The sequence below is a fragment of the Exiguobacterium sp. E17S genome (assembly GCF_057772545.1).
Window position 1 is genome coordinate 497,261 of record NZ_JBYLRU010000001.1, and the last position, 26,693, is coordinate 523,953.

At 48.1% G+C, this 26,693-nt stretch carries 30 protein-coding genes, 1 pseudogene and 1 riboswitch; of the genes and pseudogenes, 25 read left to right on the top strand and 6 right to left on the bottom strand.

Translation table 11 applies throughout. From position 1 onward, the window contains the following. Positions 1 to 137: 137 nt before the first annotated feature. On the top strand, positions 138 to 1,250 hold the full coding sequence (locus AC3B4V_RS02540; protein WP_149427081.1) for a glycerol dehydrogenase: 1,113 nt from the start codon (positions 138 to 140) through the stop codon (positions 1,248 to 1,250). A 147-nt stretch (positions 1,251 to 1,397) separates the two neighbouring features. Beyond that, positions 1,398 to 2,549, top strand: a complete 1,152-nt coding sequence (locus AC3B4V_RS02545) for an FAD/NAD(P)-binding protein (protein WP_488377650.1) — start codon at positions 1,398 to 1,400, stop codon at positions 2,547 to 2,549. 62 nt (positions 2,550 to 2,611) lie between these two features. Here the strand turns inward: AC3B4V_RS02545 and AC3B4V_RS02550 are convergent, their stop codons facing one another. Beyond that, entirely contained in the window at positions 2,612 to 3,556 is a 945-nt protein-coding gene (locus AC3B4V_RS02550) for a peptidoglycan DD-metalloendopeptidase family protein (RefSeq protein ID WP_488377651.1), read from the bottom strand. 258 nt (positions 3,557 to 3,814) lie between these two features. Further along, on the bottom strand, positions 3,815 to 4,552 hold the full coding sequence (locus AC3B4V_RS02555; RefSeq protein WP_488377652.1) for a peptidoglycan DD-metalloendopeptidase family protein: 738 nt from the start codon (positions 4,550 to 4,552) through the stop codon (positions 3,815 to 3,817). Positions 4,553 to 4,926: 374 nt separating this feature from the next. On the opposite strand from AC3B4V_RS02555, the gene AC3B4V_RS02560 reads away from it, so the two are divergent. The 8 genes from AC3B4V_RS02560 (at position 4,927) to AC3B4V_RS02595 (ending at position 10,071) form a co-directional block, all read left to right on the top strand. Beyond that, complete coding sequence (locus AC3B4V_RS02560) at positions 4,927 to 5,340, top strand: NUDIX hydrolase (protein ID WP_488377653.1); 414 nt, start codon at positions 4,927 to 4,929, stop codon at positions 5,338 to 5,340. An 88-nt stretch (positions 5,341 to 5,428) separates the two neighbouring features. Beyond that, positions 5,429 to 6,304: an SDR family oxidoreductase gene (locus AC3B4V_RS02565; protein ID WP_488377654.1), complete on the top strand. Its 876-nt coding sequence runs from the start codon at positions 5,429 to 5,431 to the stop codon at positions 6,302 to 6,304. A gap of 13 nt (positions 6,305 to 6,317) precedes the next feature. Further along, a complete protein-coding gene (locus tag AC3B4V_RS02570) occupies positions 6,318 to 6,506 on the top strand; it encodes a hypothetical protein (protein ID WP_029341324.1) in 189 nt (62 codons plus the stop codon). Positions 6,507 to 6,658: 152 nt separating this feature from the next. After that, positions 6,659 to 7,039, top strand: a complete 381-nt coding sequence (locus AC3B4V_RS02575; protein ID WP_023467846.1) for a GntR family transcriptional regulator — start codon at positions 6,659 to 6,661, stop codon at positions 7,037 to 7,039. After that, positions 7,032 to 7,709, top strand: coding sequence for an ATP-binding cassette domain-containing protein (locus AC3B4V_RS02580; RefSeq protein ID WP_064300153.1), 678 nt, complete (start codon positions 7,032 to 7,034; stop codon positions 7,707 to 7,709). Before AC3B4V_RS02575 ends, AC3B4V_RS02580 begins: the two co-directional genes overlap by 8 nt. Then, positions 7,706 to 8,521, top strand: a complete 816-nt coding sequence (locus AC3B4V_RS02585; protein ID WP_488377655.1) for a hypothetical protein — start codon at positions 7,706 to 7,708, stop codon at positions 8,519 to 8,521. The genes AC3B4V_RS02580 and AC3B4V_RS02585 overlap by 4 nt, the downstream gene beginning before the upstream one ends. A 10-nt stretch (positions 8,522 to 8,531) precedes the next feature. Beyond that, positions 8,532 to 9,626, top strand: coding sequence for a hypothetical protein (locus tag AC3B4V_RS02590; protein ID WP_075642105.1), 1,095 nt, complete (start codon positions 8,532 to 8,534; stop codon positions 9,624 to 9,626). Between the two features lie 82 nt (positions 9,627 to 9,708). Then, on the top strand, positions 9,709 to 10,071 hold the full coding sequence (locus AC3B4V_RS02595; protein WP_488377656.1) for a hypothetical protein: 363 nt from the start codon (positions 9,709 to 9,711) through the stop codon (positions 10,069 to 10,071). Here AC3B4V_RS02595 and AC3B4V_RS02600 read toward each other — a convergent pair. After that, positions 10,030 to 10,518: a DoxX family membrane protein gene (locus AC3B4V_RS02600; protein ID WP_488377657.1), complete on the bottom strand. Its 489-nt coding sequence runs from the start codon at positions 10,516 to 10,518 to the stop codon at positions 10,030 to 10,032. The genes AC3B4V_RS02595 and AC3B4V_RS02600 overlap by 42 nt on opposite strands. 127 nt (positions 10,519 to 10,645) lie before the next feature. Continuing rightward, positions 10,646 to 11,830, bottom strand: coding sequence for an MFS transporter (locus AC3B4V_RS02605; RefSeq protein ID WP_488377658.1), 1,185 nt, complete (start codon positions 11,828 to 11,830; stop codon positions 10,646 to 10,648). Between the two features lie 190 nt (positions 11,831 to 12,020). On the opposite strand from AC3B4V_RS02605, the gene AC3B4V_RS02610 reads away from it, so the two are divergent. The 8 genes from AC3B4V_RS02610 to AC3B4V_RS02645 all read left to right on the top strand — a co-directional run bounded on the left by AC3B4V_RS02610 (position 12,021) and on the right by AC3B4V_RS02645 (position 17,885). Further along, entirely contained in the window at positions 12,021 to 12,446 is a 426-nt protein-coding gene (locus AC3B4V_RS02610; RefSeq protein WP_023467853.1) for an OsmC family protein, read from the top strand. Beyond that, complete coding sequence (nagZ, locus tag AC3B4V_RS02615) at positions 12,443 to 13,663, top strand: beta-N-acetylhexosaminidase (RefSeq protein WP_488377659.1); 1,221 nt, start codon at positions 12,443 to 12,445, stop codon at positions 13,661 to 13,663. The genes AC3B4V_RS02610 and nagZ overlap by 4 nt, the downstream gene beginning before the upstream one ends. 56 nt (positions 13,664 to 13,719) lie before the next feature. Further along, positions 13,720 to 13,822: riboswitch (TPP riboswitch) on the top strand. A gap of 82 nt (positions 13,823 to 13,904) precedes the next feature. Beyond that, positions 13,905 to 14,498: a thiamine phosphate synthase gene (locus tag AC3B4V_RS02620; RefSeq protein ID WP_406748088.1), complete on the top strand. Its 594-nt coding sequence runs from the start codon at positions 13,905 to 13,907 to the stop codon at positions 14,496 to 14,498. Further along, complete coding sequence (locus AC3B4V_RS02625; protein ID WP_488377660.1) at positions 14,495 to 15,439, top strand: FAD-dependent oxidoreductase; 945 nt, start codon at positions 14,495 to 14,497, stop codon at positions 15,437 to 15,439. Before AC3B4V_RS02620 ends, AC3B4V_RS02625 begins: the two co-directional genes overlap by 4 nt. After that, positions 15,436 to 15,636 (top strand): sulfur carrier protein ThiS, encoded by a 201-nt coding sequence (gene thiS, locus AC3B4V_RS02630; protein ID WP_214724653.1) that lies wholly within the window; start codon positions 15,436 to 15,438, stop codon positions 15,634 to 15,636. The genes AC3B4V_RS02625 and thiS overlap by 4 nt, the downstream gene beginning before the upstream one ends. A 2-nt stretch (positions 15,637 to 15,638) precedes the next feature. Then, positions 15,639 to 16,403 carry a thiazole synthase gene (locus AC3B4V_RS02635; RefSeq protein WP_488377661.1) on the top strand — a complete coding sequence of 255 codons (765 nt, stop codon included), beginning with the start codon at positions 15,639 to 15,641 and terminating at the stop codon, positions 16,401 to 16,403. Further along, a complete protein-coding gene (locus tag AC3B4V_RS02640) occupies positions 16,400 to 17,407 on the top strand; it encodes a ThiF family adenylyltransferase (RefSeq protein WP_488377662.1) in 1,008 nt (335 codons plus the stop codon). Before AC3B4V_RS02635 ends, AC3B4V_RS02640 begins: the two co-directional genes overlap by 4 nt. Positions 17,408 to 17,528: 121 nt before the next feature. Continuing rightward, positions 17,529 to 17,885 carry a hypothetical protein gene (locus AC3B4V_RS02645; RefSeq protein ID WP_023467859.1) on the top strand — a complete coding sequence of 119 codons (357 nt, stop codon included), beginning with the start codon at positions 17,529 to 17,531 and terminating at the stop codon, positions 17,883 to 17,885. Between the two features lie 130 nt (positions 17,886 to 18,015). Here the strand turns inward: AC3B4V_RS02645 and AC3B4V_RS02650 are convergent, their stop codons facing one another. Beyond that, positions 18,016 to 18,384 (bottom strand): hypothetical protein, encoded by a 369-nt coding sequence (locus tag AC3B4V_RS02650; RefSeq protein ID WP_488377663.1) that lies wholly within the window; start codon positions 18,382 to 18,384, stop codon positions 18,016 to 18,018. Between the two features lie 231 nt (positions 18,385 to 18,615). Here AC3B4V_RS02650 and AC3B4V_RS02655 point away from each other — a divergent pair, with 231 nt between their 5' ends. The 6 genes and pseudogenes from AC3B4V_RS02655 (at position 18,616) to AC3B4V_RS02680 (ending at position 25,414) form a co-directional block, all read left to right on the top strand. Then, positions 18,616 to 18,855, top strand: a complete 240-nt coding sequence (locus AC3B4V_RS02655; RefSeq protein WP_047396064.1) for a hypothetical protein — start codon at positions 18,616 to 18,618, stop codon at positions 18,853 to 18,855. A 206-nt stretch (positions 18,856 to 19,061) separates the two neighbouring features. Then, a complete protein-coding gene (locus tag AC3B4V_RS02660; protein WP_488377664.1) occupies positions 19,062 to 20,183 on the top strand; it encodes an exonuclease SbcCD subunit D in 1,122 nt (373 codons plus the stop codon). Then, positions 20,165 to 23,170, top strand: coding sequence for an AAA family ATPase (locus tag AC3B4V_RS02665; protein WP_488377665.1), 3,006 nt, complete (start codon positions 20,165 to 20,167; stop codon positions 23,168 to 23,170). Before AC3B4V_RS02660 ends, AC3B4V_RS02665 begins: the two co-directional genes overlap by 19 nt. Before the next feature lie 13 nt (positions 23,171 to 23,183). Beyond that, a complete protein-coding gene (locus AC3B4V_RS02670; RefSeq protein WP_488377666.1) occupies positions 23,184 to 23,975 on the top strand; it encodes an AAC(3) family N-acetyltransferase in 792 nt (263 codons plus the stop codon). Positions 23,976 to 24,032: 57 nt separating this feature from the next. Then, positions 24,033 to 24,770 carry a Bax inhibitor-1/YccA family protein gene (locus AC3B4V_RS02675; RefSeq protein WP_050677017.1) on the top strand — a complete coding sequence of 246 codons (738 nt, stop codon included), beginning with the start codon at positions 24,033 to 24,035 and terminating at the stop codon, positions 24,768 to 24,770. 104 nt (positions 24,771 to 24,874) lie between these two features. Beyond that, positions 24,875 to 25,414 (top strand): annotated as a pseudogene (locus AC3B4V_RS02680) (methyltransferase domain-containing protein). A gap of 52 nt (positions 25,415 to 25,466) precedes the next feature. Here AC3B4V_RS02680 and AC3B4V_RS02685 read toward each other — a convergent pair. Then, positions 25,467 to 25,772 (bottom strand): hypothetical protein, encoded by a 306-nt coding sequence (locus tag AC3B4V_RS02685; RefSeq protein WP_035398001.1) that lies wholly within the window; start codon positions 25,770 to 25,772, stop codon positions 25,467 to 25,469. 139 nt (positions 25,773 to 25,911) lie between these two features. Here AC3B4V_RS02685 and AC3B4V_RS02690 point away from each other — a divergent pair, with 139 nt between their 5' ends. Beyond that, positions 25,912 to 26,637 (top strand): nuclease-related domain-containing protein, encoded by a 726-nt coding sequence (locus AC3B4V_RS02690; protein WP_235147635.1) that lies wholly within the window; start codon positions 25,912 to 25,914, stop codon positions 26,635 to 26,637. Positions 26,638 to 26,693: the final 56 nt, after the last annotated feature.

The following is a 26,693-nucleotide window of genomic DNA, read 5'->3' on the forward strand; positions in this document are numbered from 1 at the left end:
GAAGCGGATTTTTGATCTCATGATCAAAGTCCGCTTTTTTTGTTCACGCGATTGTGGGTTTAAGCATAAGCGGAAAAGGCAATTCCTCTATTGTATGTCATTGACCATCGTGTCCCTTACAGAAAGGATGTTGAAACATGTCAGAACGTGTCTTCATTAGTCCCTCGAAGTATGTCCAAGGAAAGGATGTCATTGACCGGCTCGGTACATATGTGAGCCCGTTCGGTGAAAAAGCGCTCGTCATCGCGGATGATGTCGTCTGGAAAATCGTCAAGGAACGTGTTGAGCATTCGTTGTCCGGCGAAAACGTCGGCATCGAGAAAGCGGATTTCAGTGGCGAAGCCTCGCGGCATGAAGTGAAACGAATCGCTGAGCAAGCAAAAGCAGCAGATGTTCGGTTCGTCATGGGTGTGGGAGGCGGAAAGACGCTCGATACGGCAAAAGCCGTCTCGGATGAGCTGAACGTGTCCGTCGTCATCGTTCCGACGCTTGCTTCGACCGATGCACCGACGAGTGCCCTGTCCGTCATCTATTCCGACGAAGGGATTTTCGAAAGTTACCGCTTCTATAAGAAGAATCCCGATCTCGTTCTCGTCGATACGAAATTGATCGCCCAAGCACCAGCGCGTTTCTTTGCGTCCGGAATCGCCGATGCCCTCGCGACGTGGGTCGAGGTCCGGAGTGTCGTCGCCTTTGGTGGACAGACGATGGCAGGAGGACGACCGACGATTGCGGCACAAGCGATCGCTAAACGGTGTGAGGAAGTCTTGTTCGAGCATGGACGCTTGGCGTATGAATCCGTTCAAGCGCAAGTCGTTACGCCGGCACTTGAAGCCGTCGTTGAGGCGAATACGCTCTTAAGTGGACTCGGTTTCGAGAGTGGTGGGTTAGCTGCAGCTCATGCGATCCATAACGGGTTCACGGCGCTTGACGGTGAGATTCACCACTTGACGCACGGGGAGAAGGTCGCCTTTGGTACACTCGTCCAGTTGGCGCTCGAAGAACATCCACAAGAAGAGATTGAACGCTACATCGCACTCTACACGGATCTTGGTTTACCGGTGACGCTCGAAGACGTCAAGCTAAAGGATGCGTCGCGTGAAGACATCGTCAAGGTCGGCGAGGCAGCGACCGCTGAAGGCGAAACGATCCACAGCGGTTTCAACGTCACGGCGGACGAAGTCGCGGATGCGATCATCGCAGCCGATCGTTATTCGAAAGCGTATCTAGCGAAACATGCTTCTTCCTGATTGATGCGTTTAAATCCGCTTCCTCTACCAAGGGGAAGCGGATTTTTTATGAGTTTTCGTCGAATGACGCTTGAATTCTTCTTAAAAACACGCTATCTTTATAAAACGTAATGATTACGATTTAATTCAGGTAAAGGAGTTTTTGTGATGACGGATCGATATGAATGGGTGATTGTTGGCGGAGGAATTCATGGAATGACGGTATTCAATGCCTTACGTGAAAAAGGAATCGATCGGGAGATGATACGGATCATCGACCGTCATCGGCAACCATTGATGAACTGGCGGAAACAAACCGAACGGATCGGCATGCCTTACCTACGTTCAACTCGGGTCCACCACACTTCGACGAATCCGACGAGTCTCAGGCATCATGCGGAAGAACAGGATTATACACATCAAGCCTTCAAGGATACATACGGACGGCCATCCTTGGAATTATTCAACGACCATGCCCTTCAATTGGCGCAACGAAATGAAGTGGAGGCGAGCTGGGTCCAAGGGGAAGTCACAGGACTAAGACGAGAGAGCGGAACGTGGATCGTCTCGACAGACGAAGGTGAGTTACGAGCAAACCATGTCGTTCTCGCCCTCGGACAATCGGAGCATCACGTCATGCCAGAGTGGGCGAAATCGGCGCGTCACGTTTTCTTATCGAAGCACGATACACCACCGGTCGTCATCATTGGAGGTGGAATCAGTGCCTTGCATCATACGATTCAATGTGCCGAGCGCTATCCTGGGCAGGTGACTCTCCTTTCACGACGTCCGCTCGAAAAAAGTGCGTTCGATGCCGATCGGAAGTTCATGGGACCAAAAGGATTGACACCATTCAAGTCCTTGTCGGCTAGCGAAAAACGAGCGTTGATCGTACAGGAGCGTCGCCCCGGAACGGCAACACAGGACTTGATTCAACGTGTCCGTCATCTGATTCGGGAAGGAATCATCACTCATGAGATCGGTGAAGTCGAGCAGGAAATCGGAAGCGGAGTGAAGCTTAAGGATGGTCGCATCATCACCGCTGAATCGATTATTTGCGCAACGGGTATCCGTCCGATGGTCGTCGAAGGATCTTGGCTTGAAGCGGTACAGCAAGCGTTGAATCTGCCATTGTCTCCTTGCCGGACACCGTTACTAAATGAAGAAACCTTTGAATGGGGAGAGAACTTATTCGCGACAGGCAGCCTCGCTGACTTGACGGTTGGACCGTTCGCTCGGTCGATATACGGGGGACAAGCCGCAGCACGTGCGATTGCCTCGACGATTGAAGAGGAGCAGACTACGCTTGTTTCCGTTTAAAAGAATAGGAAAAGGTCCGACCACATGACTTATCAATGACGTCATGCGGTCGGGCCTTTTTTTTAGAGGTAATCGAGTGGATTAACGCTGCTACCAGCTGATGTTGCGCTGTAGACGTACGATCCCTTATGGAGTTCAAAATGTAAGTGTGTTCCGAAAGCGTTACCTGTCTCGCCGACTGTACCGACTTTTTGACCTTGGGCGACGGATTGACCGACCGAGACGGAGCGGCTATTCATATGTGCATACAGACTGATGAACGGCGATCCGTTGACAGTGTGAGAGACCATGACGTAGTTACCATATGCCCCTTTGTACTGAGACGTGATGACCTTACCGCTTGCTGTCGCATAGACTGGAGTACCTTTGGCTGCGCCATAATCGATACCGTTATGGAACGTATAGCCGTAAGCACCGCTTGCTTTACCATATCCTTGCGTGATCGGACCACTCGTTGGTGTCGCGAAGCTTTTTGACGTCGACGTCGAGGCTTTTGTCGCGCCACTGCTGTTCGTCAGTGTCAAGACAGCATATTTCGAGACATAGTCAGCGTGAACGAATCGTTTGTCGCCACCGTATAGGAACTTGATCCAGTCACCTGTCCGACCAAGATAGCGGAATGTTTCGCCTTTATCGACACTTCCGACGACTGTACTGCTCGTCGAGTTGCTGCTACGAACGCGAAGATTGTCGACGTTGATTTTAATCTTATAGATACGTGTTACAGAATATTTCTTAACATATGTAGAAGAGACGTAGACTTTTTTTGAACCATAAAGGATTTTCGTCCAGTTCCCTGTCCGTCCGAGATACTTGTATGTGTCACCTTTTTCAAAGCTCGTGACCGTACCGTATGATGTCGAAGGACCCGTCCGAGCGCGTAAGCCGTCCTCCATGACCTTCACCTTATAGAACGTCGTTGCAGCATCCGCACGCGGGATGGCAAACGATGCAAAACTTGCAACAGCGATGGCTGTCGCCGAGACACCTTTCCAAAAACCATGCATGATTCATTCCTCCTGAATATGTAATCTGTATGACTAAACCGTTATGTAAATTTCATAGATGAGTATAACATTTACGAATTTGTTTAAATGTTACATTCACATTTCGATATTATTTCAATAAATTATATTAAACGTACTTAATTTTATTCTTTTTCCAATAATCCATAATATTCTTTGACAAGATTGGATGGAATTGGATAAGATGAAATGCCCACTGAAAATCAAAAAAGGTACCTCAGATGAGGCACCTTGAAATGCTTATAAGAAAGCGAGTGGGTTGACACTGCTTGCTGCTGAAGAACCGCTGTAGACATAGTTTCCACGGTGGATTTCGAAGTGTAAGTGTGATCCAGAAGAGTTACCAGTGCTCCCGACAGCTCCAATGTTCGCGCCTTTCGGGATCGATTGACCGACGAAGACAGAACGTTTGCTTAAGTGAGCATAAACCGTTGTGTACGAAATACCGTTCACTTTATGTTCGACCATGACATGGTTACCATAAGCTCCCTGATATGACGACTTGATGACTTTTCCGGCAGCAGCTGCTTTAACTGGTGTTCCAGTAGGTGCTCCGAAGTCGATTCCGTTATGGAACGTGTAGCCGTATTTCCCGCTAGCATTTCCGTAGCCTTGTGTGATTGATCCGCTTGTTGGACGCATGAATCCAGTAGACGAAGAGAATGATGCTTTTTTCGCTGATTTACTAGAAGCGCTATACTTCTTGACGTAACCAGAATAGACGAAGCGTTTTTCGCCTTTATGCATGATCTTCGTCCAGTTCCCTGTCCGACCGAGGTATTTGAATGTTTGACCCGCATTGACGCCGTCGACGATGCGGTGTTTTAACGATGGACCAGTCCGGACGCGGAGTCCGTCTGCTTTGATTTTAACTTTATACGATGAGCCAGAAGAGGCTTCAACCTTACCTATACCCGTAGCTGCAAAACCTGAAACAACGAGGGCGCTCATTGCTAACGTCGTGATTGTTCGTTTCATGAATGTTCCTCCTAAGTTGAATATCTAGTGTTGTCGTCGGAATGACATCTATAGAAGTGGATGCGTTTAGTGTGTGTTGAAGTGAGTGATGCGGTCATTTGACTAACGAGAGTATAGCATTCAAACATCAGACGGTTGTGTTTCAATTTGATTGCTTAAATATATTCTAATAACAATTGTTGTAATATTGAATACGTATTCAATCTCAAAATCCCTTAAAATCAAGATGAATTCGTGTTACAACGAGATGAATTTGATGACAAAACGCAATCGTGGGAAATGATGAGAAAGTATGGGAATCTAATAAGAAGAGAGTAGGTAATGGGATGGATTTGACGTTTACAGTAAATCAAAAAAAGCTTAACATTCGCGCAGTGGCGCTGTTGATTCAAGATGGACATCTCTTGATTCATCGTCAAGGAGAAGATGATTTTTGGTCATTACCGGGAGGGCGTGTTCAGTTCGGTGAGAGTGGTGCCAAAGCAATTGCACGTGAATTGGTAGAAGAATTAGGACAGTCAATCGAGCCACCGGTCTTCCGTTTCCTGCATGAAAATTTCTTTAGGTACGCTGATCACGAGTTTCATGAACTAGGAATGTTTTATGAAGTCGTTTGCAAAAAACCGCTGCCTTTATTAACAGAGGATTTTTACGGTCCAGAAGGTGAAGGGTTGACGTATCGCTTCGTTCCGTTCAACAAACTGGATCAGTATACATTGTATCCAAGCGAACTATCAAACATGCTCCAAACGAATGTATTCCCAACACTGTTGACGAATGACATCTGACTTTTCCAGAAAAACGTTTATAGATGTATCGCAAGGGAATGGTTAATCATGTAGTTCATTCCAACAGTGATAAGGGAGCTGATCGTTCATGAGAGAAGAACAGTTCGAAGCGATGCATCAAGAAGCACGAGGGCAGACGCAGGAACAACAACCCGGTGTCGAGTACGCCATGAAACCAGAACCAATCTACGATGATCCGGACTATGTCGGTTCAGGAAAACTGACGGGGAAGGTCGCGCTGATCACGGGCGGGGATAGTGGAATCGGTCGTGCCGTTGCTGTCGCTTATGCGAAAGAAGGGGCAAACGTCGCGATCGTTTACTTAAATGAGGGGAAAGACGCGGAAAAGACGAAATCGTTGATTGAAGGCTACGGAGTCAAAGCCTTAAAAATCGCAAAAGATGTCAGTCAACCGGAAAATGCACAAGAGATCATCGATAAGGTCATTGCAGAATTCGGTCAATTGAACATTGTCGTCAATAATGCCGGGAAACAATTCCCGCAGGATGATTTTCTTTCGATTACACCAGATCAATTGAAGGAAACGTTCGAGACGAATGTCTTTTCGATGTTCTATTTGATTCAAGCGGCGCTTCCGCATCTGCATAAAGAAGATGCAATCATCAATACCTCATCGGTGACGGCTTATCGTGGGGCACCGACGTTGATCGATTACTCAGCGACAAAAGGGGCAATTACGACATTAACACGTTCACTCGCCTCGAGCTTGATTGAGAAGGGAATCCGCGTTAATGCCGTCGCACCCGGTCCGATTTGGACGCCACTCATTCCGGCGACGTTCTCGAAGGAGAAAGTCGAGTCGCATGGGGAAGATACATTAATGAAACGCCGGGGGCAACCGTCGGAAAATGCACCGGCTTATGTCTATCTGGCTTCTCGCGATTCAAGTTACATCACGGGTCAGACGATTCATATCAATGGCGGCGATTACATCACGTCGTAAGGGGGAAAACAAGATGAAGAAAAATCCGAATGAAGTGCCAGAACGCGAACCGGATCATCAACCGGACGAGATACCGCAGACACCACCGAGCGAGGTGCCAGATACGCCACAGGAAGACCCGGTCCGTCAGCCAGAACCGGATACGTTCCCAGAACCGACCGAGATTCCGGATACACCGCAGGAGGATCCGAATCCCTATTAATGAGTGAAGTGACCACCATCCAAAATTGGATGGTGGTTTTTTTGTGATAAAGAAGACAAACTATCTTGACAGTCAAACTGTATGGTGAGTATGATACAGAAGAGAAGTGTATTATTGTTTTAATACATTAAACAGGAAAGGGAGGTCTACCGATGCAGTTCGACCAAAGAAGCCCGGTGTACCTGCAGGTCGTCCGTTGGTTCAAACAACGAATCGCGACCGAGGAATTGCAAAGCGGGCAAGAGATCCCGTCCCGCCGCGAAATCGCCGCACAGCTCGGAATCAATCCGAATACCGCACAAAAAGCATACAAAGAGATGGAGGAGCAACAATTGATTACGACAGAACGGAATGTCCCGAGTAAGATTACACGTGATCCACAAGTCGTCCAAAAAGTACGTGCCGAGATGCTTGAAGAAGCCGTCTCTGAATTCATCGATGCCGTCAAGGCAATTCAAATTCCACTCGATGAGGTCGTCTCGAAGGTCGAGACCGTCTATCAGGAAACAGAACGGAGGAAGATCGATGCTTGAAGTCCATGGGTTACAAAAGAAATACGGTAAAAAGCCAGTTCTTCAAGGCGTCTCGTTTTCCGTTCCGATGGATCAATTGACGTGTCTGATTGGACTTAACGGTGAGGGGAAATCAACGATCCTGAAGGCAATCGCAGGTCTCGTCCCAGTCAACGCGGGAACGGTTCTCGTCGATGGCGAGGTCAATCGAAATAAGATTGCCTTCGTTCCTGATATCCAGACGATGCCCGGTTACATGACGGTTGGTGATGCGCTGACGTATATGGCAGATTATTATTCCGACTGGAACCAGGCGACAGCGGATGAGCTAATGCGGATCTTCCAGCTACTCTCGACAGATAAGATCACGGACTTATCAAAAGGGAACCAAGCGAAGGTTAGCTTGATCCTCGGATTTGCGCTCGATCGTCCGTACTTATTACTCGACGAACCGTTTGCTGGGATCGATCTGTTTACGAAAGAACAGATTGCCGGACTATTCTCGAGTCATTTCATGGAAGGGCGCGGTATCCTGATGACGACACACGAAATTCAGGAAATCGAGCATTTGATCGACCGGGTCGTCTTCTTACAGGATGGTCGAATCATCGATGAACATGAGACGGAAGAGATGCGGGAACTTTACGGGAAATCGGTCCAGGACCGGATGCGGGAGGTCTATCTGCGATGAAACAATACATACAATTGACGAATGAAGAGATTAAGCGGAGTTTTAAGATATATGTAATTTTTGTACTTGTGATGGCAGCAATTGAGTTAGTATCGGTCGTTGTAAACGTCAAACTACATGAACGCAGAGTCGAAGACTACTTAAAGTCAGATGTTGTCACTTTATATGAAGCACTTAATGAAGTTGGGAAAATATCGTTTGTAGATACAACAACTTTTTATAGTTACGCTACGATGGTTGGCATGGCACTAGTCCTTATTTATACAGTCCAGATTTGGTACCGGGATTGGATTGGAGAAACGAAATATATTTATCGTTTATTGATGCTTCCAGGAAATCGAATAAGCATTTTCTTCTCGAAGTGGACGACATTACTTTTAATCATTATGAGTTTTCTCGGTATCCAATGGTGTTTAATCCAAATTGGGAATCTGTTGTTTAATTGGTCTGTCCGAGTTGATTATCTGGATAAAGATAGTCATCGGACACTAGGAAGTACATTAGGCGAAATATTCTCGCTCAATTTAACGAATTTATTTGTAATTCTTGCAGTATCAATGCTTATCGTGAGTTTTATCTTCCTGCTTGTTTTAATCGAGCGGTCCCACCGAAAATGGACTGGTCTTCTACGAATGGGAGTCGAGATTTTCTTCATGATTATTTTTACTGTGGCAGGTCTGTATTTCTTAGAGCAAACTAAATTATTGTTGAACTCAGAAAAATTGCTTGTATTGACTGGGCTATTCGTAATCTATTTTGCTTATGTGATTTGGAGAAGCCTTCGTTTACTAAAATGGAAAATTACGGTTTAAGGAGGACACTATGCGTTCGATAAAATATGTTTTACTTTTAGGCGTCATCTGTATTGTGTCTTTAGGAATTTATGTGGGACAAGTACTTTCATTCGATAAGACGAAATTTGTCGTTGAAACAAAAAAAGGTGATCCAAACGAAGAGGTCGTTCAAAACATGCAACTTCGTCTAGGTGAGTGGGGACAAAATCCGAATGAATATGTCCTATCAACGGATGGGAATATGACAAAGAGTAGTCAAACAATACTTTCGTTACTTTTCTATGATGAATCCAATTGGACAGATGCTCCACGATCGTTCCAACAATTCGCTTGGAGGAATAATACACATGTGTTTACAAAAGATTCGATTACATATGGAATCAATAGATTAAACGAAAATAAACTTGAACTTCAGTATTGGAATGCACAGACTAATAAATTGGCAACCTTGAGGGTTAAGCTGCCTGAAGATCAAATGAATAAACAGTTACGTTTTTCTCCGTTTCAACGAACAGGGGATAAGTTACTTATTGATGCGACTCCTCTTAATAGACAGATTGAAAGAGAATATATTTATCAAATCGATTTAAAAAAGAAATCGATGATTAAAATCAAGTTACCTGACCGTTTAGGAAAAGAGGATACGATTCGATCGTTATACAATGGAAAAATGATTGTCGATCAAGTAAAAGAATTGGAATATCCGGATGATTTTTTAAACGAAACCGTAGTAAAGGATGGTCGAAAAACAAAAGTTTTAAAAGAATTCGATGGAGTTTATGAATCAAGTGTCATAAACGATGGAAAATACTATCTAGGACTTCTTGAAATCTCTGTAAATCCATCGAGCAAGAAAAAGGTGAAATGGGTAATCTATGATGTTGAGTCAGAGCGACTAATTACTAAAACGATTGACCTCAAAACACCAACATCAGATAAAGACTTTTCCCATACGAGCTTTACTATAAATCACGACCATATCTATTTCGCTTATCGAACGAAAAAAAATGAGGTCAAATCATTAGTGATCAATCCACTAACATCTGAGGTTATTTACGAAGCTAACGTTCAGAAACAAGGTTCGAAAAATGACATCATCCTAAATGAAGTCACAACAAATTAATAAAATTAACCAATTTCCATTCTTAATTTGAAACCTCCCGTTTTCTTCCAACGTATAAAGACTATACAAAGGGGGAACTGACATGCAATTCTTGATTTTTGTTGTCTTTGCAGGTGCCATGTATTGGTTCTACTACAATTTCTTACTCGGGTACCGTAAGAAAAATATCACAATGACGTTCGACGATCGCTTTTATTCACTCGACGAACATGTTGCAGCCATCGAACAAAAGCTCGCAACGGATGGGCACTCGGCACGTTATCTCGGTGACCGTCGTTTCGAAGTTGATGGCAACCCCTATCTGTTCCTCGAGCGGACAGTCTCAGTCGGCGGGGTTCCGACACAGCAGACGATTCTTGAGCAACAAAAAAATAACTCTCCCACGTGCGGGAGAGTTTTTTCGTTAGACCGGAATCCGGTCCAGGGGATGCGGTTGTTGCGATGAGCGATACCAGCGGATGATCCAGTGATCGATGCCGATGTGATACGCAAAGCGTCCTGCAGCCAGTAAGGCGATTGACGCTGCTAAGAACACGGGGTTCAACGCAATCGTCCCAGCGAGTAAGTAATTGAGATTCATGATGCTTCCGACGACCAGTGCAGGAACCGTCAACAGACTAAGAATCAACAGGATCCCGACGACGAGTTCCGTGAACGGAATCAAGGCGTTGATCAGCCCGACGTTCGGTAAGGCGAGTTGCTCGATCCACGTCGCATACCAGGAACTGACGAGTGCGTCTTCGCCCGTTGACTTCGCGAGCGCTCCTTCGAGAAACGGTTTTGCATCAAAGCCATTGATGTACTTACCGATTCCAGCGATGAACCACTGGATTCCGAGCCAGAGTCGGATGATCGTCAACAGACCGAGACCGATGATGTGTAATGCTTTCACTTTCAGACACTCCTCTACTACAACATAGTCCCCATCATACTGAAAAATCATCAGCGAGATGGGGACTATCATCATAACGTCATCGAACCGTCATCGACCTGTTACAAAAAAGGATAAGGTAACGGTTTCATGACCGTTGATCGAGGCGATGACTGATTGCAGTTAACAAAGCAGCAACGAGCGCGACCAATCCACCGACGAGTGCCGTGTTCATCATCGGACCGTTTGCATAGACGATGCCACCGAGTGCCGAACCAAAAGCAATCCCGACGTTACTCGCAACCGGCATCAATGAAGCGGCAAGTCCTTTTGCTTCCGGATTGAACTTTTCAGCGAGGTCAATCAAGTAGATTTGTGTCGAAGTCGTCAGTAAAATCGACATCAACGACACCAAGGCGATGTTGAACAGACCAAGCGGAAGGGATGCTGTCGTGAAGTATAACGCAGCAAGAACGACTGCTTGCACGACGAAGACGAACCGTAAGCGTCCCATCGGATTTTTGCTGGCAATCTTGCCGGCAAGGATGTTACTGAAGATCGAGACGACGCCGTAAGCGAGCAGGATCGGACTGATCCACGTTTTCGCAATCCCAAGTTCTGTTTGTAAAATCGGTACGAGGTATGTGTAGACGACATAAGTTGCCCCGAATCCGAACGACGGAATAAAGAAGGCGATCAGGATCCGTGGGTTGGCGAGCAATCCAAGCTGTTCCTTAATTGAACCGGAACCCGTCGATTGCTGGACTGGAACGATCTTCCATACCGCGAGGAACGCGATCAATCCCATGACTGTCGTCAGCCAGAACGTAGCTTCGAAGCCAGCGTGTTGCCCGATGAACGTTCCGATCGGGACACCGAGGACGTTCGCGAGTGTAAAACCACCGAAAATGAACGAGACGGCAACACCGCGCTTCGCGACAGGTACACCGTCACTGGCGACGACCATTGCGAGCGAGATCAAGACACCAGTCAGGATGGCTGTCAGAATACGGGTTGCAAGCAATACTTCGTAACTTGGTGCAAAACTACTGGCAAGATTCAATAGTATCCAAGCAAGTAAGAGACGTAGGATCAGGCGACGCCGTTCCAGGTGACCGGTCAGCGACATGACGATCGGTGTACCGATCGCAAAGGAGATGGCAAAGGCTGAAACGAGCGTACCTGCTGTTGCGATCGTGATATCAAGGGCTGAGGAGATTTCAGCGAGGATCCCGACGATGACGAATTCGCTTGTTCCGAGAACGAACGTCAGGAGCGACAACGTGGCGATCAAGAGCCAATCGCGTCGACTTAAACGAGTAGTAGATGACATGGATGATTCCTCAATTCTAGCGCTTGCGCGCGAAACTATGAGTAACAGGATAGCATGAAACGATTTCGTCGGGTATCGCAAAGCGAGTTTTCGGGAAAAGAACCATTATTCGAAATAGCGTGTGAATTTCCAGGCTTGCTGTTTTTTGCGTATACTACAGAAGAAGACTACTTATAAAGGAGTGGAAACGATGCAAGCGACAGTGACATGGAACAAACAGATGGGGTTTAGTGGACAGACGGAATCAGGGCATCATCTGGCGATGGACGCAGCACCAGAGAACGGTGGTGAAAACCAAGCGCCACGACCGACTGAACTGCTGCTACATGCCGTTGCCGGCTGTACTGGAATTGATATCGTCTCGATTTTAGAGAAGATGCGCTTGACGATCACCCATTTCGAAATGGATATCGAAGGAGAACGGGCAGAGGACCATCCGCGGCGTTTCACGTCGATCTCGATTCATTACCGGCTCGAAGGTGATCTCCCGGAAGATAAGGTCCGTCGCGCCATCTCGTTATCAAAGGATAAATATTGTTCGGTCTCGCAATCCCTGAACGCTGAGATTTCCGTTTATTATTCGATCAATGGTGTGCGAAGCGAGGATCCTTTGTGAAGAAAACCGTACTAATCGGTTGTCTGTTGCTTGCAGGGTGTGCGCAGGAGACGACGGAACCAACGAAACCATCGCAACCGGAAACGAAGCAACCGATAGAAGAAAAGAAACCGAAACCTGAACCAACGAAAGAGGAACGACAACAAGCACGATTAAAGCAGCAACTTAAAACGATGTCGACGTCAGAAAAGATCGATCAACTGCTCTACATCGGAGTCGCCGGCACGGAACTTTCAGCAGCTGACCGGAAATTGTTACAGACGCATGCGATTGGCGGGGTCTTATTGCTCGGCGGAAACATTACGTCGGAAGAGCAACTCTTGACGTTCACGCGTGCGATTCAAGAGACGAACCAAAAACCGTATGCGTTCGTCGGGATTGATGAAGAAGGCGGACGCGTCAGCCGGGTACCGGATCAACGATTACGTCTACCGACGAGTCAACGGATGGCGCAAGGAGCAGATGAAGTGAAAATGGAAGACGTCGGACGTACGCTCGGACATTTGTCACGTTTTTATGGCTTCAACATGGACTTCGCGCCGGTCCTTGACGTCAACAGTAATCCGAACAATCCGATCATCGGCGACCGTGCGTTAAGTGCTGATCCGAATACCGTCGCGACGCTTGGTACGGCCCTGATGCACGGGATGCAGGAGACGGGAACGATTCCAGTCGTCAAACATTTTCCCGGTCACGGCAATACGAGTGTCGATTCCCATGTCGGGCTACCGAAAGTGACGGCATCAAAGGAAGAATTGAAGCGGACGGAACTGTTACCGTTCCAAGAAGCGATTCAAGAGGGCGCCGAGATGGTGATGGTCGCCCATATTCTCTATCCCGCGTATGACGATACGAATCCGTCCTCGCTCTCAAAGCCGATCTTGACTGACCTCTTGCGTCAGCAACTCGGATTCAACGGTGTCATCATCACAGATGATCTCGTCATGGGGGCGATCACGAAACAATATGGTCTCGCAGAAGCGGCACGTCAGTCGCTCGTCAACGGAGCTGATATGGCGATGTTTTCAGAGGCAGGTGCTTACGCAAAAGTTCATGCTGAAGTGATGCAAGCCGTCAAAGACAAAACGCTGACGCCGGAGATGCTCGATGCTAAAGTAATGCGCATCTTGAAGCTAAAGCAGACGTATGCCGACAGCCAAGAGCAACAGCGACCGACGAAATCGGAGCTGATTCAGCAAGTGGAAGCGCTCAACTAGGACTAGCGAAGCAAAGTGACTCATGCTAGACTAATGGGGCAAGCCAATTAAACACGAAAAGACACTAGGGGAGTCTCCCAGCAGACTGAGACGGAAGTATCCGGACCCTTTGAACCTGATCTAGTTCGTACTAGCGGAGGGAAGTGGCTCGAAACCCTAGATATCCTTAGCGCTTCAGCGCATTTTCGGACCACTCCCTTCAACATCGGGAGTGGTCCTTTTTCGTATGGAAAGGAAGAACATGATGCGTTTACATCTGATTTCGACGGGATCCATTAATCCGCTTGACGAAATAAAGACCTTTCAATCCCTTCAACCCTATACGGATCAGCTGCATCTACGTGAACCGAACTTATCGGCGGCAGAATTACTTGATCTGATTGAAGCACTCCTTACGCACGGTTATTCGCCTGAACAGTTAACGGTTCATGACCGGGTCGACGTCGCCCATGTCGCAGGCATCGGTGTGCAGCTGACGCGCCGTTCCTTGCGTGTCCGCGATGTGCGACGTCATTTTCCGAATCTCGTCATCGGGAAATCGGTCCATTCACTGGCAGAGGCACTGGCAGCAGAAGCGGAAGGAGCCGACCGACTGCTGTACGGTCATATTTATCCGACAGCGTCGAAGCCGGACGTGCCACCACGAGGGATTGACGCCTTGAAGCAAGTCGTCACCTTCACGACGAAACCAGTCATTGCAATTGGTGGGATTACACCAGAACGCATGCCTGAAATCGCAGCGACCGGTGCAACCGGAATCGCTGTATTATCGGGTATTCTCGGTCAAGCGGATCCACTCGCTGCCGTCAAGCGTTATCAGGGGGTACGGGTATGACGGATCACATCATCATCGGTGGTGGAGTCATCGGTTTGACGCTTGCTTACAGTCTCGCCTGTCAGAATGAATCCGTCGTCGTCTTAGAACGCGGAGCAGGTGGACAAGGAACGAGTCGCGCGGCTGCCGGGATGCTTGCGACGGACATCGAGCTCAGAGAGGAATTGCATGCACTTGCCGCGCGAAGTCGTCGTCTGTATCCGCTGCTTGCACGTCGTCTCGAGCGAGAAACAGGCATCGATTGTGGATACCGGGAACAACCGTTTTTGTTAAAACGTAAAGGACGCGAGCATCTGTTTCCGGCTGTCGGTCAAATCGATCCACGACGACTGACGACTGCATTGATGTATGCCTTACACGCACGTGGCATATCGATTGAAGAACAGGTAGATGTCACACGCATCGAAGAGAACGATGACTTCATTAGGATCGAATCGAATGCGGGAATCTGGACTGGACGAACAGTGACGGTCGCTGCCGGACGGGGTTCGCAAGCCTTGCTCGATACAGCCGGCATTTCGATCGCGACATATGGGGTCAAAGGGGAATGTCTCGCCGTCCGTCTCGCGGGTCAGCCGTTACGCTCGATTCTGTTTGACGACGCTGTCTACCTTGTGCCAAAAGCAGACGGTCGGATTTTGATCGGTGCGACCGAACTGCCGCACGACGAGACGGTCGGTGTCAGTGTCGCAGGGGTCACGTCATTGCTTCAAGCAGCAGAACGACTGTATCCACCGATTCGTGACGCGGTCATCGAAGAAGTCTGGTCCGGTGTACGGCCACAAACGGTGTCCGGCTTGCCATATATCGGAGTCGCCGATTCATCCCGTCGGATCTTCCTAGCGACGGGGCATCATCGGCATGGCATATTACTCGCACCGGCGACAGCGGAAGTCTTGGTAAATACATTACGGTTGATTCAGAAGGAGGAAGTCCGATGAACATTACGATTAACGGCAATGACCACACGATCGATCAGATTGAAACGATCGAGGACATGCTCACGCAACTCGGCTTAGGAGAAAAGCTCGTCATCGTCGAACAGAATCGACAAATCATCGATCGCATGGCGTACGGTCAGACAGTCGTTCGGGACAATGACACATTTGAAATCGTTCATTTCGTAGGAGGAGGATAAACATGCTGAAAATTGGAGAAAAGACATTTGAATCACGATTATTACTCGGAACAGGGAAATATACGGATGCTACCGTACAGCAGGAAGCAATTGATGCGTCCGCTTCACAAATCTTGACGTTCGCCGTCCGTCGGCTCGATATTTTCGACAAACAACAAGCGAATTTCTTGGAGGCGCTTGATTTAGCGAAGTACGATTTACTGCCGAACACGGCCGGTGCGAAGACGGCGGAGGAAGCTGTTCGGCTTGCGAAGCTTGCGCGGGCATCCGGTATGTGCGACATGGTGAAGGTCGAAGTGATCGGTTGCGACAAGACGTTACTACCTGATCCGATCGAGACGTTACGGGCTTCTGAAGAATTACTCAAAGAAGGTTTCATCGTCTTACCGTATACGTCGGACGATGTCGTCCTTGCACGGCGACTCGAGGAACTCGGTTGTCACGCCATCATGCCGGCAGCGTCACCGATTGGTTCCGGGCAAGGCATTCTCAACCCACTTCATCTACGATTCATCATCGAGCAGACGACGGTTCCTGTTATCGTCGACGCCGGGATCGGTTCGCCGACCGACGTCGCCTATGCGATGGAACTGGGAGCGGATGGTGTTTTATTGAACTCCGCTGTCGCCCATGCTCAAGATCCGGTCAAGATGGCGCGTGCGATGCGACTAGCTGTCGAAGCAGGGCGCTTCGGATACGAAGCGGGACGTATCGAGAAGAAACAGTATGCAATCGCGAGTAGTCCAACGAGTGGATTGATTCGATGAACCGTTACTCACGGCAAACTCGATTTCAACCGATCGGGGAAGCGGGACAAGCACGCTTGGCATCAGCGAAGATACTGATCATCGGCATGGGAGCGCTCGGAACGGCGTCGGCAGAGCAACTCGTCCGCGCCGGTGTCGGCGTCGTCCGAATCGTCGACCGCGACTATGTCGAGTGGAGTAATCTACAACGACAACAGCTTTATACCGAAGACGATGCGCGTCACATCGTACCAAAAGCGATTGCCGCAAAAGCACGGCTTGAAGCGATTAATTCGACGGTGACGATCGAAGCGCATGTAGTAGACGTCGACCGGGTAGCGCTGACGTGGCTTCTCGATGATATCGATCTGATCATCGACGCGACGGACAATTTCGATATTCGTTTGCTGATGAACGACATGGCGTTGATGCGTTCGATTCCGTGGATTTACGGTGGCTGCGTCGGCAGTTACGGGATCACGTTTACCGTCCGTCCCGGGGAGACGCCGTGTCTGCATTGTCTACTCGATCAATTACCACGGGATCAGGAGACGTGTGATACGGCAGGGATCATCGGACCAGCTGTACAAATGGTCGCTTCCTTGCAGGTGACGGAAGCGTTGAAGTGGTTGAGCGGAAAGACGGACGCCATGCGGACGCGCTTGCTTGCGTTTGATGTCTGGTCGAATACGTTTCAACAAATTAACGTCCAGTCACTGAAGCAAACGGAGTGCCCGTCGTGCGGCATCGAACCGTCCTATCCTTACTTATCGGATCAAACGGTTCGTTTCACGGCACTGTGCGGTCGGGATGCCGTTCAAATCCGAGGAGACGGACAGCGGGATCTGGAACAGTTGAAACAACGTCTCCAGCCGGTCGCTGCGATTTCCGCCCATAATCCATATTTGCTGGCGTTTACGACGGACGAACATCGGATGGTCGCTTTCCGAGATGGACGTGTTCTGATTCATGGCGAGGCGGATCTCGTCAAAGCGAAACGCCTCTATCATGCCTATTTCGGGTAACGTTCACAAAACAGTAAAACTAATTTTAAATATATATGTTTTAAATGTTTGAAAAACAGGTAAATAAGACTTCAGACGTAAATCGGTCTACAAGTTTTGAACGTGAAGAGGAGTGATTCAGATGAAACAAGAATTCGATCCAATCAAGGATCAGGCACAGACGGAAGACGCCCAAGCAGTTGTTCAGCAAGCCAACTGGAATCCGGACCGGTACCGGACGAACTTGAACCCATTCTATCTGTCACCTTGTAGTGTCGAACGTAGAGAAGACGTGCATCAGGATGCATCGAAAATTCTCGAAGTCGAGACGTCGTCGCCCCTCCAACAACTTTTTGAACACAATCAAGCAACGCATAAATCAGAACAATCGGGCAAAAAATTCAAGACAGGCATCGTCGTCGGTGTCGGTGCGATCATCGGCGGATCGGTTTCTGTGATTCGTTCCGTTCAACGATTTAGAAAACAACGGACGAAATAACACATTCGTCACGAGAGTGAAAAAAGCAGGAGGCATTCGCCTTCTGCTTTTTGTGTTACCCTTTCGTTTCACAAAAGAAATGAAGGGGTTTTAGTATGTATGTTGTTTCTACTTGTTATATCTAGATTTATCAGTTAGTTACGTTATCAAATGCGGTAGATTTACCGTTCACGTAAACATCGATAATTTTATGTTTAGGATCTAATGTTAACTTGTAGACATGCTGCTTTGTTTTCTTATGAGTTTTAGATTCATTCAATTTAATCTTTAGCGTATCTTCTTGTTCCTCAAGATCAGTAGCAACTGTTTTCTTTGACTGATAAACAACATAAGCGACTTTGTCTTTCGTATTGATCAATTGCAAGGTATTTGCGGGATTAATCTTCGTTTGTATTTCGTTTGGTACAATCTTTAACTCACTAAAACTGAGCTTAGACTCATTGATGCTACACGCTGATAACAAAGTACATAACAGAGCTAACAGTATAAGTCTTTTCATGTTTTCCCTCCTGGCTTTTAAATGAGAAGTATATATTGTATTTTAACAGTTTTTTAAAGTATGCAGACCTCAAAAACTAATAAAATTTTCTATATTAGTCATATTATTGATTCATAAAAAAATAAAATGGTAAAGTAAATACTATTGATTAACTCATTTCTATAATTATAAATAGCGATGTAACATCAAATTTAAACAATTTTAAGTTATTTAGTAATCGGAGGGTTTTAATTGCGTAAGATGGGATTTTGTTTTGTATTAGTAGCTTTGACTAAGCTATGGCTATCTATTTACTTAGCTGAGTTTTTATTTCTTAGAGAGCTAGAAGTGTACAAAAGTGTCGGAGGTGATGCGATTGACATGATTCCGAGCCTTACTTGGTGGATCATTCTTTTGGAATGTATCATAGGTATTACTTTGATTGTTACAGATGGGAAAAGAAAACTAAAACAGACTGTAGATAAAAAGTAAACGTTCTATCTATTTTCTATTGAAACTAATGTGTAGTTTTTCTCTTAGTCGAGAAGAATTACACTTTTTTTCGTCATTACGTGTCATTGGATTGATGTGCAACACGAAAACTTCTGCTTTTTATGTTCCAAACGGATGTTCGTCGCAGAACGAACGCTTGCATGCTACACTTAAGCTACTATATTCAAAAAGTGAGTGTGATGAAGATGAAATGGATACATACTGCCGATTGGCATCTCGGCAAAATCGTTCATGGCGAGTCGATGCTCGAGAACCAGCGGGCGGTCTTAGCGGATTTTTTGACACTCGTCGACCGCGAACAACCGGATGCGATCGTCATTGCAGGTGACTTGTACGACCGCGCTGTACCACCAACGGAAGCCGTCGAACTGCTTGACGAGACGCTCGCTGCCTTGATTCTCGATCGAGACATCCCGGTCGTTGCGATCAGCGGAAATCACGATTCGGCCGAACGGTTAAGTTTCGGAACGACGTTACTCCAACGGGCTGGTCTGCATCTCGTCGGAAAACTAACGCCGGTCATTACTCCGGTCACGATTAAAGGAGTGTCGTTTTATCCGGTGCCATTTGCAGATCCTGCGACCGTTCGGTACGTGCACAAGGACGAAACGATCAAGACACATGATGACGCGATGCGGACGATCCTTGCCGGATGTATTCCAGACGGACCGAGTGTCCTCGTCGGTCATGCCTTTGTGATTGGCGGACTCGAGACGGATTCGGAGCGACAATTGTCCGTCGGAACGGCAGGGCAAGTTAGCGCAAGACAGTTTGCACCGTTTACGTATACGGCACTCGGTCATCTGCATAATCCACTTGCGATTCAATCCGAGACGGTTCGCTACAGCGGATCGCTCTTGAAATATTCATTCTCGGAAGCCCATCATGTCAAAGGGGTCGATGTGTTGACGTTGAACGATGCGGGTACGTTCGATCGTCGGTTCGAACCACTTGCACCAAAACGTGACCTGCGGGAATTGACCGGAAGTCTCGCTGAGCTGACAGACCCGGCATTCGTCGCGACACAAGACACGGACGATTACTTAAAGATCAATCTAACGGACGGCGAAGCCTTGATGGATCCGATGGGCAAGCTGAAAAAAATCTACCCGAATATCCTTCACCTCGAGCGAATTGGATTCATCCGCGAGAGTACGCGGGCAGTCAAGGCGTCGCGGGAGCAAGTCAAGGATGCATCCGTTGCGGATCTATTCAGTGAGTTTTATGAAGCAGTCCGTGAAAAGAAACCGACGGAAGCGATGCAAGCCGTCCTGAAGGAGGAAGCGACATGCGCCCAGAACGACTGACATTACGCGCCTTTGGACCGTTTGCTGGTGAAGAGACGATTGATTTCACGGCACTTGCCGGACGGACGATGTTCGTCATTTCCGGGAATACCGGAGCAGGAAAAACGACGATCTTTGACGCATTGACGTTCGCTCTGTATGGCGAAACGTCAGGCGGCGAACGGGAAATGAGCGAGCTACGAAGTCATTTTGCCGTGCCCGAGCAAAAGACGGAAGTCGAACTGGAGTTTACGCTGAAAGGGGAACGGTACCGGATTATCCGTCAACCAAGTCAACCACATCCGGTCAACAAAACCGGTTATTCGCATGAAGCGGAGCTTTCATGGTTCGACGGAACGACGTGGAAACCCCTTGCGGTCAAGATTCCGGAAATCAAACAACGCGTTCAAGAATTGATTCAGCTCGACCATAAACAGTTTTCACAAATCTTGTTGTTGCCGCAAAATAAGTTCCGCGAACTGTTGATGGCAGAGTCGAAAGACAAACTTCAGATTCTCAAGCAGCTGTTTAAGACGGAACACTATGGTGAGTTCCAGCAACGTTTGCATCGACAAGCGCTCGATCTTGCAGCACGCATCAAGGAAACGAAGACGAAACAATGGGCCAAGCTTGAGGAATTACCATTGCAAGCGAACTGGAGTGAACTGACGGAAGGCGACATCCGGTTACGGATGGAGGCGTTGACGACGGAACGGGACGAATGGTTAACGGCTGCTCGTCAAGCTGAAGTAGAGACTCGTGCGATTGTTGAGAAGAAAACGACGCAATTGCAACAAGGCGAGCAACTCGAAGCGATTTTCCAAGAGCAGGAGCGACTTCAACAGACCGAACAGTTGCTACTAGACCGCCTACCGGAAATCAAGAGGATGCAAGAAGAAGCAATGGCGGCTGAGCGCGCTCAAATCGTCGCACCGATCTATGACCAGTGGCAGCAGGATCAAGAACAATTGACGCAACTGACACATCGAAAACAGGAAACCGAACAGCACATCGCTCGCTTGAAAGAGCGACAAGAGATCGTGCAAGTAAAAGTGGATCGATTGCTAGCGGAGGAACCACAGATCGAGCAACTTAGTCGTCGTCTTGAAAAAATTCAAGAGGAGCGCGAACGGTTGGAAGCAGAAACGGCCTTACGACAACAACAGCAACAATTAGTAGAACGTTTGAAGCTTCTAGACCCAGAGCCATTACGGAAGCAACTCGAACAAGCACGGACGGAGCGTAAGACTGTTCAAGAACAACTGCGTCCATTACAAAACGTCGGAGCAGAACGCTTACAGGTGCAAGAACGGCGCTTCATCCTGAAACAGCTGGCGACGAAGATAGCGGAACATGACAAATTGGAAGCAGAACGGCAACAGCTGATCGTCCGCGGCACAAGCGTCCGGGATCAAAAAGAGGCAGCGGCACGCCAGTATGAAGAAGCGCGCAGACACGAACGGGAACAACTGGCTGCTGAACTTGCCAAAGGATTGACAGACGGGACGGCTTGCCCTGTCTGCGGCAGTACGTCGCATCCACAGCATGCTGTCGCCGTCGCAAAGGAACGATCCGTCGATGTAGCACAACAGCGGTTCCTTGAAGCCCAACAAGCGCATCAAGAATTGCAAGCCTCGTACCGGACGGTTGCGGAGCGTCTGCAGCAACTGACGACCGAGATGCAAAAGACGAGTGAAAACGAGTCATCTCATGCGGATGTTTCAGCACAGCTTCGGGAAGTCGAACAGACGGAAGCCCGATTAACGGCAGCACAGACGGAAAAAGCGCGTCTTGAGACTCGCCTGCAACAACTCGAGCAATCCATGGACCAGCTGCAACTGAAGGTCGATGCAATGATCAAAGACCGGACCGTTATCGAATCGGAACTGGCGCATCTGACAGGACGTCTGAGTCAATCAGGAGAGTCCATGAAATCGCTACCAGCACTCCGTGAGGAACAACAACAGGCAGAAACACGTATCGAGCAATTCAAACAAGACAAACAACTCCAATTACGCGAGAAGGAACAGCTCGATCGTGACTTCGCGGAACACCAAGGTCGATTCCGTCAATTGACTGAGGCATCTGCTGAACAAAACGATCGATTAACGAACCGCGAAAACGCATTACACGCAGTCCTGGCAGAAGAAGCGTTTCCGACGATTGAAGTCTTCCGTGAAGCGAGACGGTCTCGTGACGAACTCCGCCACCTCCAAGAACGTTTGGAACAAGACCGTCTAGCGCGGCAGGAATTGAAGCTGAAACAGGAACAAGCCCGTTTGAAGACGGAAGGTCAAGTGCGTCCGGATCTTGAACAGTTGCGGATGGATGTGAAGACGGTGTCGCTCGAACTGACGGAGCAGACCGACCGACGAGTCGGGCTTGAGAAGGAACGCGCACATATCAATCAATTGATCGCGGCCTGGGAAAGCTTGCAACGCCAGATTGAGGACGAGGATGCGAGATACGGCATCATTGGCGAACTCGCTCGCGTTGGTGTCGGGGAGAATGCGCAACGGATGACATTCGAGACGTACGTCCAGACGGCATACTTCGATGAAATACTGTTCGCCGCAAACCGGCATCTGCACGAGATGACATCTGGTCGTTTCCAGCTTGAACGGAAAACGGAGGCGGGAAAAGGACTCAAGAAATATGGGCTTGATTTAAATGTCTTTGACGCGTACACGTCGCAAACGCGTCACGTCAAGACGTTATCCGGTGGCGAAAGCTTCAAAGCATCCCTTGCGCTTGCGCTCGGATTGTCGGAAGTCGTGCAAGAAGCAAGCGGTGGGGTATCGCTTGAGACGATGTTCATCGATGAAGGATTCGGAACACTTGATCCAGAATCACTCGAACAAGCGATCGAGACGTTGCTCTCGATTCAAGCGAGCGGTCGCATGGTCGGAATCATCAGTCACGTCCAGGAACTGAAGTCACGAGTTGACGCAAAAATCGAAGTCAAACAAGGAAAAACGGGGTCGACGATTGCACTAGTCGTCGAGTAAGGAGCTAAGATCAATGGAAACACGAAACATGGTCACGAAAACACAAATCAAAGAGGCGTTACACGAATTAGGTGTGACGCCCGGTATGAAACTGTTCGTCCATTCGTCTCTCAAACAAATCGGCTGGATTCCCGGCGGCGTACAAGCGTTGATCGAAGCCTTGCAGGAAGTCGTCACGACGGAAGGGTTGATCATGATGCCGGCGCAGAGTACCGATAATTCGGATCCGAAGAACTGGAGTCAACCGGCTGTGCCTGAAGAATGGTGGGAAACGATTCGCCGGGAGATGCCGGCATATGATCCGGCTAAAACGGTCACACGCGGTATCGGTCGTGTTCCGGAAGTCTTTCGAACGTATCCCGGCGTCGTTCGAAGCGATCATCCGATGTGGTCCGTGACTGCCTGGGGGAAAGATGCGGCGACATTCGTTGCCGATCATACACTAGAAAATGGCTTCGGTCCCGGTTCACCGATTGAACGCTTCATCGAGGCGGACGGTCAAATTCTGCATATCGGTTCCCCTTGGGATACGACAACCGTCTGGCATTACGCGGAATACGGATTGAATCGTCCGGACGTCGAGGATGGCTGTAAAATCAAAGAGGGAACGACGGAACGATTCATTCATTACCGACATCGCCAAATCGATAGTGACGCGTTTGGTCCGATCGGCGAAGCGTTAGAAAGTGCCGATTTCGTCACGTCCGGTCTGATCGGACAAGCGAAATCGTACCGCATCGATGCCAAAGCCTCGATCCCAGTCGTCATGTTGCAATTAAAAGCGCTCGATCAATGGTTATTTTGAAACTTTTTCGGGAAACCTTCGTAGTAGAAAACAGAATCATAAAAAGGAGTGAAAGCAATGGCTTCACGTTTTAAAGTTAACCCGGCATTGCGTCGCGGATTCGATACGGCACGTGTCGGAGAACGACCAATGACAAAAAGCGGGACGATGAGCAAGATTTTCTTGATGCTCGCTCTCGTCACGGCAGCAGCAGGAGGGAGCTGGTTCTTCCTCGCAGAAAATCAGGCGTTCCTATTCCCGGCATTAATCGGTGGGTTCGTCATCGGTCTGATCCTTGCCTTGATCATCACATTCAAGCCGGCAACAGCCCCGGTCCTTTCACCGGTCTATGCTCTGGCAGAAGGAGTCGCAGTCGGAGCACTGTCGCTCGTCTTTGAAAGCATGTACCCGGGGATCGTCGGGAAAGCGGTTCTTGCGACATTCGTCGTTGCGTTCGCGATGTGGTTCGTCTACTCGACGGGCATGATTAAAGTGACACAACGTTTTCGTTCTGCGGTCACAGCAGCGATTCTCTCGATCTTCGTCTTGTACGCGGTCAACTTGATTCTGTCGTTATTCGGTGTTGATCTCCCATTCATGACAGGTAGCTCACCGCTTGCGATTGGTATTCAGTTCGTCATCGTCATTGTGGCATCCTTGTCACTCGTAATGGACTTCGATTTCATCTCACAACAAGTTCGTGCGGGTGCTCCAAAATCGATGGAGTGGGTTGCAGCATTCGGATTGATCGTGACGATCATCTGGCTCTATATTGAATTACTCGATCTCCTGTACCGTCTTGCGGCACGGGATTAACAGCAACAGACGACGGGTTCTCCGTCGTCTATTTTTTTGTCGAAAGCAGGGATGGTCGCGGAAAACAAGAAATGATAAAACGTAACTGAAAGGAAAGAAGATACATGAAAGAACGTATCGTCATTGGAGCAGGACCGTACCACAACAATCCCGGTTGATATCATACACAGGAAGATGAACTGAATCTGCTCAATCGGTCCGATTGGGAACGATTGTGTTCAAACGACACGTTGCAAGCGATTCTTGCGGAACATGTCAGGGAGCACTTGACGATCGAAGAAGGGATTGACGCGGCATGTCATTGTTATACATACCTTGCGCCAGGAGGATACGTCCGTTGTGCGGTGCCTGATGGTTATTTTCAGGATGACGCATACCAAGCGATTATTCAAGTCGGTGGACCGGGTCCCACTGACCATCCAGCGGCAAGTCACAAAATCGTCTATACGCACGAAACATTACAGCAATTATTTAAAGAAGCTGGATTTCAGGTGCGTCTTCTCGAATATTTTGATCAGGATGGAATCTTCCATCAAGCGGACTGGGACGGCGCAGACGGTGTCATTTTTCGTTCGAAACGATATGATCCCCGGAATGCAGAACAGATGAGATTTCCTTCGTTGATACTTGATGCATATAAATGAATACATAGTTGAAAAAGACCATCTGAACTTCGCTGTCAGATGGTCTTTTTGATCATAGTCCGTGCTCGCTTTTCAGTTGATCGACGTATTGTTTTGCCTCGAGCAAAGACGATCCGAGAGTCTCTCGAACGCGTTTGACAGCTTCAACCGTCTTTCCTTCATGAAGCAACTGAACTAATTCGACTTGTAAAGCTGCTTCTTCTAGTGACACCTCATTCAGACCGAGGTGCTCCTCGATCCGTTGTAGCTTCTTCAGAATCGTTTGTTGGCGGCGTTTCGCTTCGTCCGCTTTTTGTGATAAGGACATCCAGATGAAGAATAAGACGATCAGTGGTGCGAACGTGACGACAGAATCCATAGTGAACACCTTCCTTTGTTTCACCGTACCATAGGATAGTCTCCATAACAAATAGTGGAAAATGAGGTGGAAATTGATTATGCTGATATAGTGGAAAATAAAGGGTTAATATGGAAAGGAGATAAATCTAGTGGACAATGTGTTAGTGACATTTTTACCATTCTTGATTCAAATCGGACTGATCATGGTGCTGTTCTTCTTCGGAACGTTTGGTCTGTTTTTCTTTGTAAAGCGCAGTTCGTATCACAGTAGTCGTTATTATCGTTTAACGCGCGAACCGTTTTTGCGGATCGTTCGTGATAAAGGAAAATGGGGTGAGTACTTGACGACACGTCAACTCGATCAAGTTTCCGGATACGGCACTTATGTCTTTAATACATACTTACCACGTGCGCGTGGAGAAGGAACGACGGAGATTGATGTGACGTTCATTCATGAAAGTGGCATCTATGTACTCGAATCGAAAAACTACAGCGGGTGGATTTTCGGACGCGAGCAAGACCGTCAGTGGACGCAGCAGTTCCAGAATCGCTTCAAACAACGGTTTTATAATCCGATCAAACAAAATGAAGGGCATCTCAAAAGCATGCAACGCTTCTTAGAAGGAACGGATCCTGCGCTCTTTCACTCCTTGATCGTTTTCAGCGAACGCTGTGAACTCAAAAAAATCACGGTCGATTCAGCGCATGTCCGTGTCTTGAAACGAAACGTCTTACGTAAGACGATCGAGAAACTCGCGACTGGAAAGCCATTGACACCAAGTCAAGTCGATACGATTGCAGGGAAACTCGGGGTTCATTCACAAGTCGATCGTGCCACGCAACAAGCGCATATCGATGGGATTCGTCAACGCCAGGCAAAATGAGACCGTTGACGGACTTGTTCTACTTCAGGTATAGTGAATAAATAATAAGTAGTGCA

Bases quoted from the DNA above. Each gene is read 5' to 3' on its own strand.
- AC3B4V_RS02595 (WP_488377656.1), top strand. From the start codon at position 9,709: ATGCAATTCTTGATTTTTGTTGTCTTTGCAGGTGCCATGTATTGGTTC.
- AC3B4V_RS02660 (WP_488377664.1), top strand. From the start codon at position 19,062: ATGAAATGGATACATACTGCCGATTGGCATCTCGGCAAAATCGTTCAT.
- AC3B4V_RS02675 (WP_050677017.1), top strand. From the start codon at position 24,033: ATGGCTTCACGTTTTAAAGTTAACCCGGCATTGCGTCGCGGATTCGAT.
- AC3B4V_RS02555 (WP_488377652.1), bottom strand. From the start codon at position 4,552: ATGAAACGAACAATCACGACGTTAGCAATGAGCGCCCTCGTTGTTTCA.
- AC3B4V_RS02665 (WP_488377665.1), top strand. From the start codon at position 20,165: ATGCGCCCAGAACGACTGACATTACGCGCCTTTGGACCGTTTGCTGGT.
- AC3B4V_RS02570 (WP_029341324.1), top strand. From the start codon at position 6,318: ATGAAGAAAAATCCGAATGAAGTGCCAGAACGCGAACCGGATCATCAA.
- AC3B4V_RS02625 (WP_488377660.1), top strand. From the start codon at position 14,495: ATGACGGATCACATCATCATCGGTGGTGGAGTCATCGGTTTGACGCTT.
- AC3B4V_RS02650 (WP_488377663.1), bottom strand. From the start codon at position 18,384: ATGAAAAGACTTATACTGTTAGCTCTGTTATGTACTTTGTTATCAGCG.
- AC3B4V_RS02645 (WP_023467859.1), top strand. From the start codon at position 17,529: ATGAAACAAGAATTCGATCCAATCAAGGATCAGGCACAGACGGAAGAC.
- AC3B4V_RS02540 (WP_149427081.1), top strand. From the start codon at position 138: ATGTCAGAACGTGTCTTCATTAGTCCCTCGAAGTATGTCCAAGGAAAG.
- AC3B4V_RS02605 (WP_488377658.1), bottom strand. From the start codon at position 11,830: ATGTCATCTACTACTCGTTTAAGTCGACGCGATTGGCTCTTGATCGCC.
- AC3B4V_RS02620 (WP_406748088.1), top strand. From the start codon at position 13,905: ATGATGCGTTTACATCTGATTTCGACGGGATCCATTAATCCGCTTGAC.
- AC3B4V_RS02635 (WP_488377661.1), top strand. From the start codon at position 15,639: ATGCTGAAAATTGGAGAAAAGACATTTGAATCACGATTATTACTCGGA.
- AC3B4V_RS02685 (WP_035398001.1), bottom strand. From the start codon at position 25,772: ATGGATTCTGTCGTCACGTTCGCACCACTGATCGTCTTATTCTTCATC.
- thiS (WP_214724653.1), top strand. From the start codon at position 15,436: ATGAACATTACGATTAACGGCAATGACCACACGATCGATCAGATTGAA.
- AC3B4V_RS02545 (WP_488377650.1), top strand. From the start codon at position 1,398: ATGACGGATCGATATGAATGGGTGATTGTTGGCGGAGGAATTCATGGA.
- AC3B4V_RS02580 (WP_064300153.1), top strand. From the start codon at position 7,032: ATGCTTGAAGTCCATGGGTTACAAAAGAAATACGGTAAAAAGCCAGTT.
- AC3B4V_RS02590 (WP_075642105.1), top strand. From the start codon at position 8,532: ATGCGTTCGATAAAATATGTTTTACTTTTAGGCGTCATCTGTATTGTG.
- AC3B4V_RS02640 (WP_488377662.1), top strand. From the start codon at position 16,400: ATGAACCGTTACTCACGGCAAACTCGATTTCAACCGATCGGGGAAGCG.
- AC3B4V_RS02610 (WP_023467853.1), top strand. From the start codon at position 12,021: ATGCAAGCGACAGTGACATGGAACAAACAGATGGGGTTTAGTGGACAG.
- AC3B4V_RS02670 (WP_488377666.1), top strand. From the start codon at position 23,184: ATGGAAACACGAAACATGGTCACGAAAACACAAATCAAAGAGGCGTTA.
- AC3B4V_RS02550 (WP_488377651.1), bottom strand. From the start codon at position 3,556: ATGCATGGTTTTTGGAAAGGTGTCTCGGCGACAGCCATCGCTGTTGCA.
- AC3B4V_RS02575 (WP_023467846.1), top strand. From the start codon at position 6,659: ATGCAGTTCGACCAAAGAAGCCCGGTGTACCTGCAGGTCGTCCGTTGG.
- AC3B4V_RS02585 (WP_488377655.1), top strand. From the start codon at position 7,706: ATGAAACAATACATACAATTGACGAATGAAGAGATTAAGCGGAGTTTT.
- AC3B4V_RS02565 (WP_488377654.1), top strand. From the start codon at position 5,429: ATGAGAGAAGAACAGTTCGAAGCGATGCATCAAGAAGCACGAGGGCAG.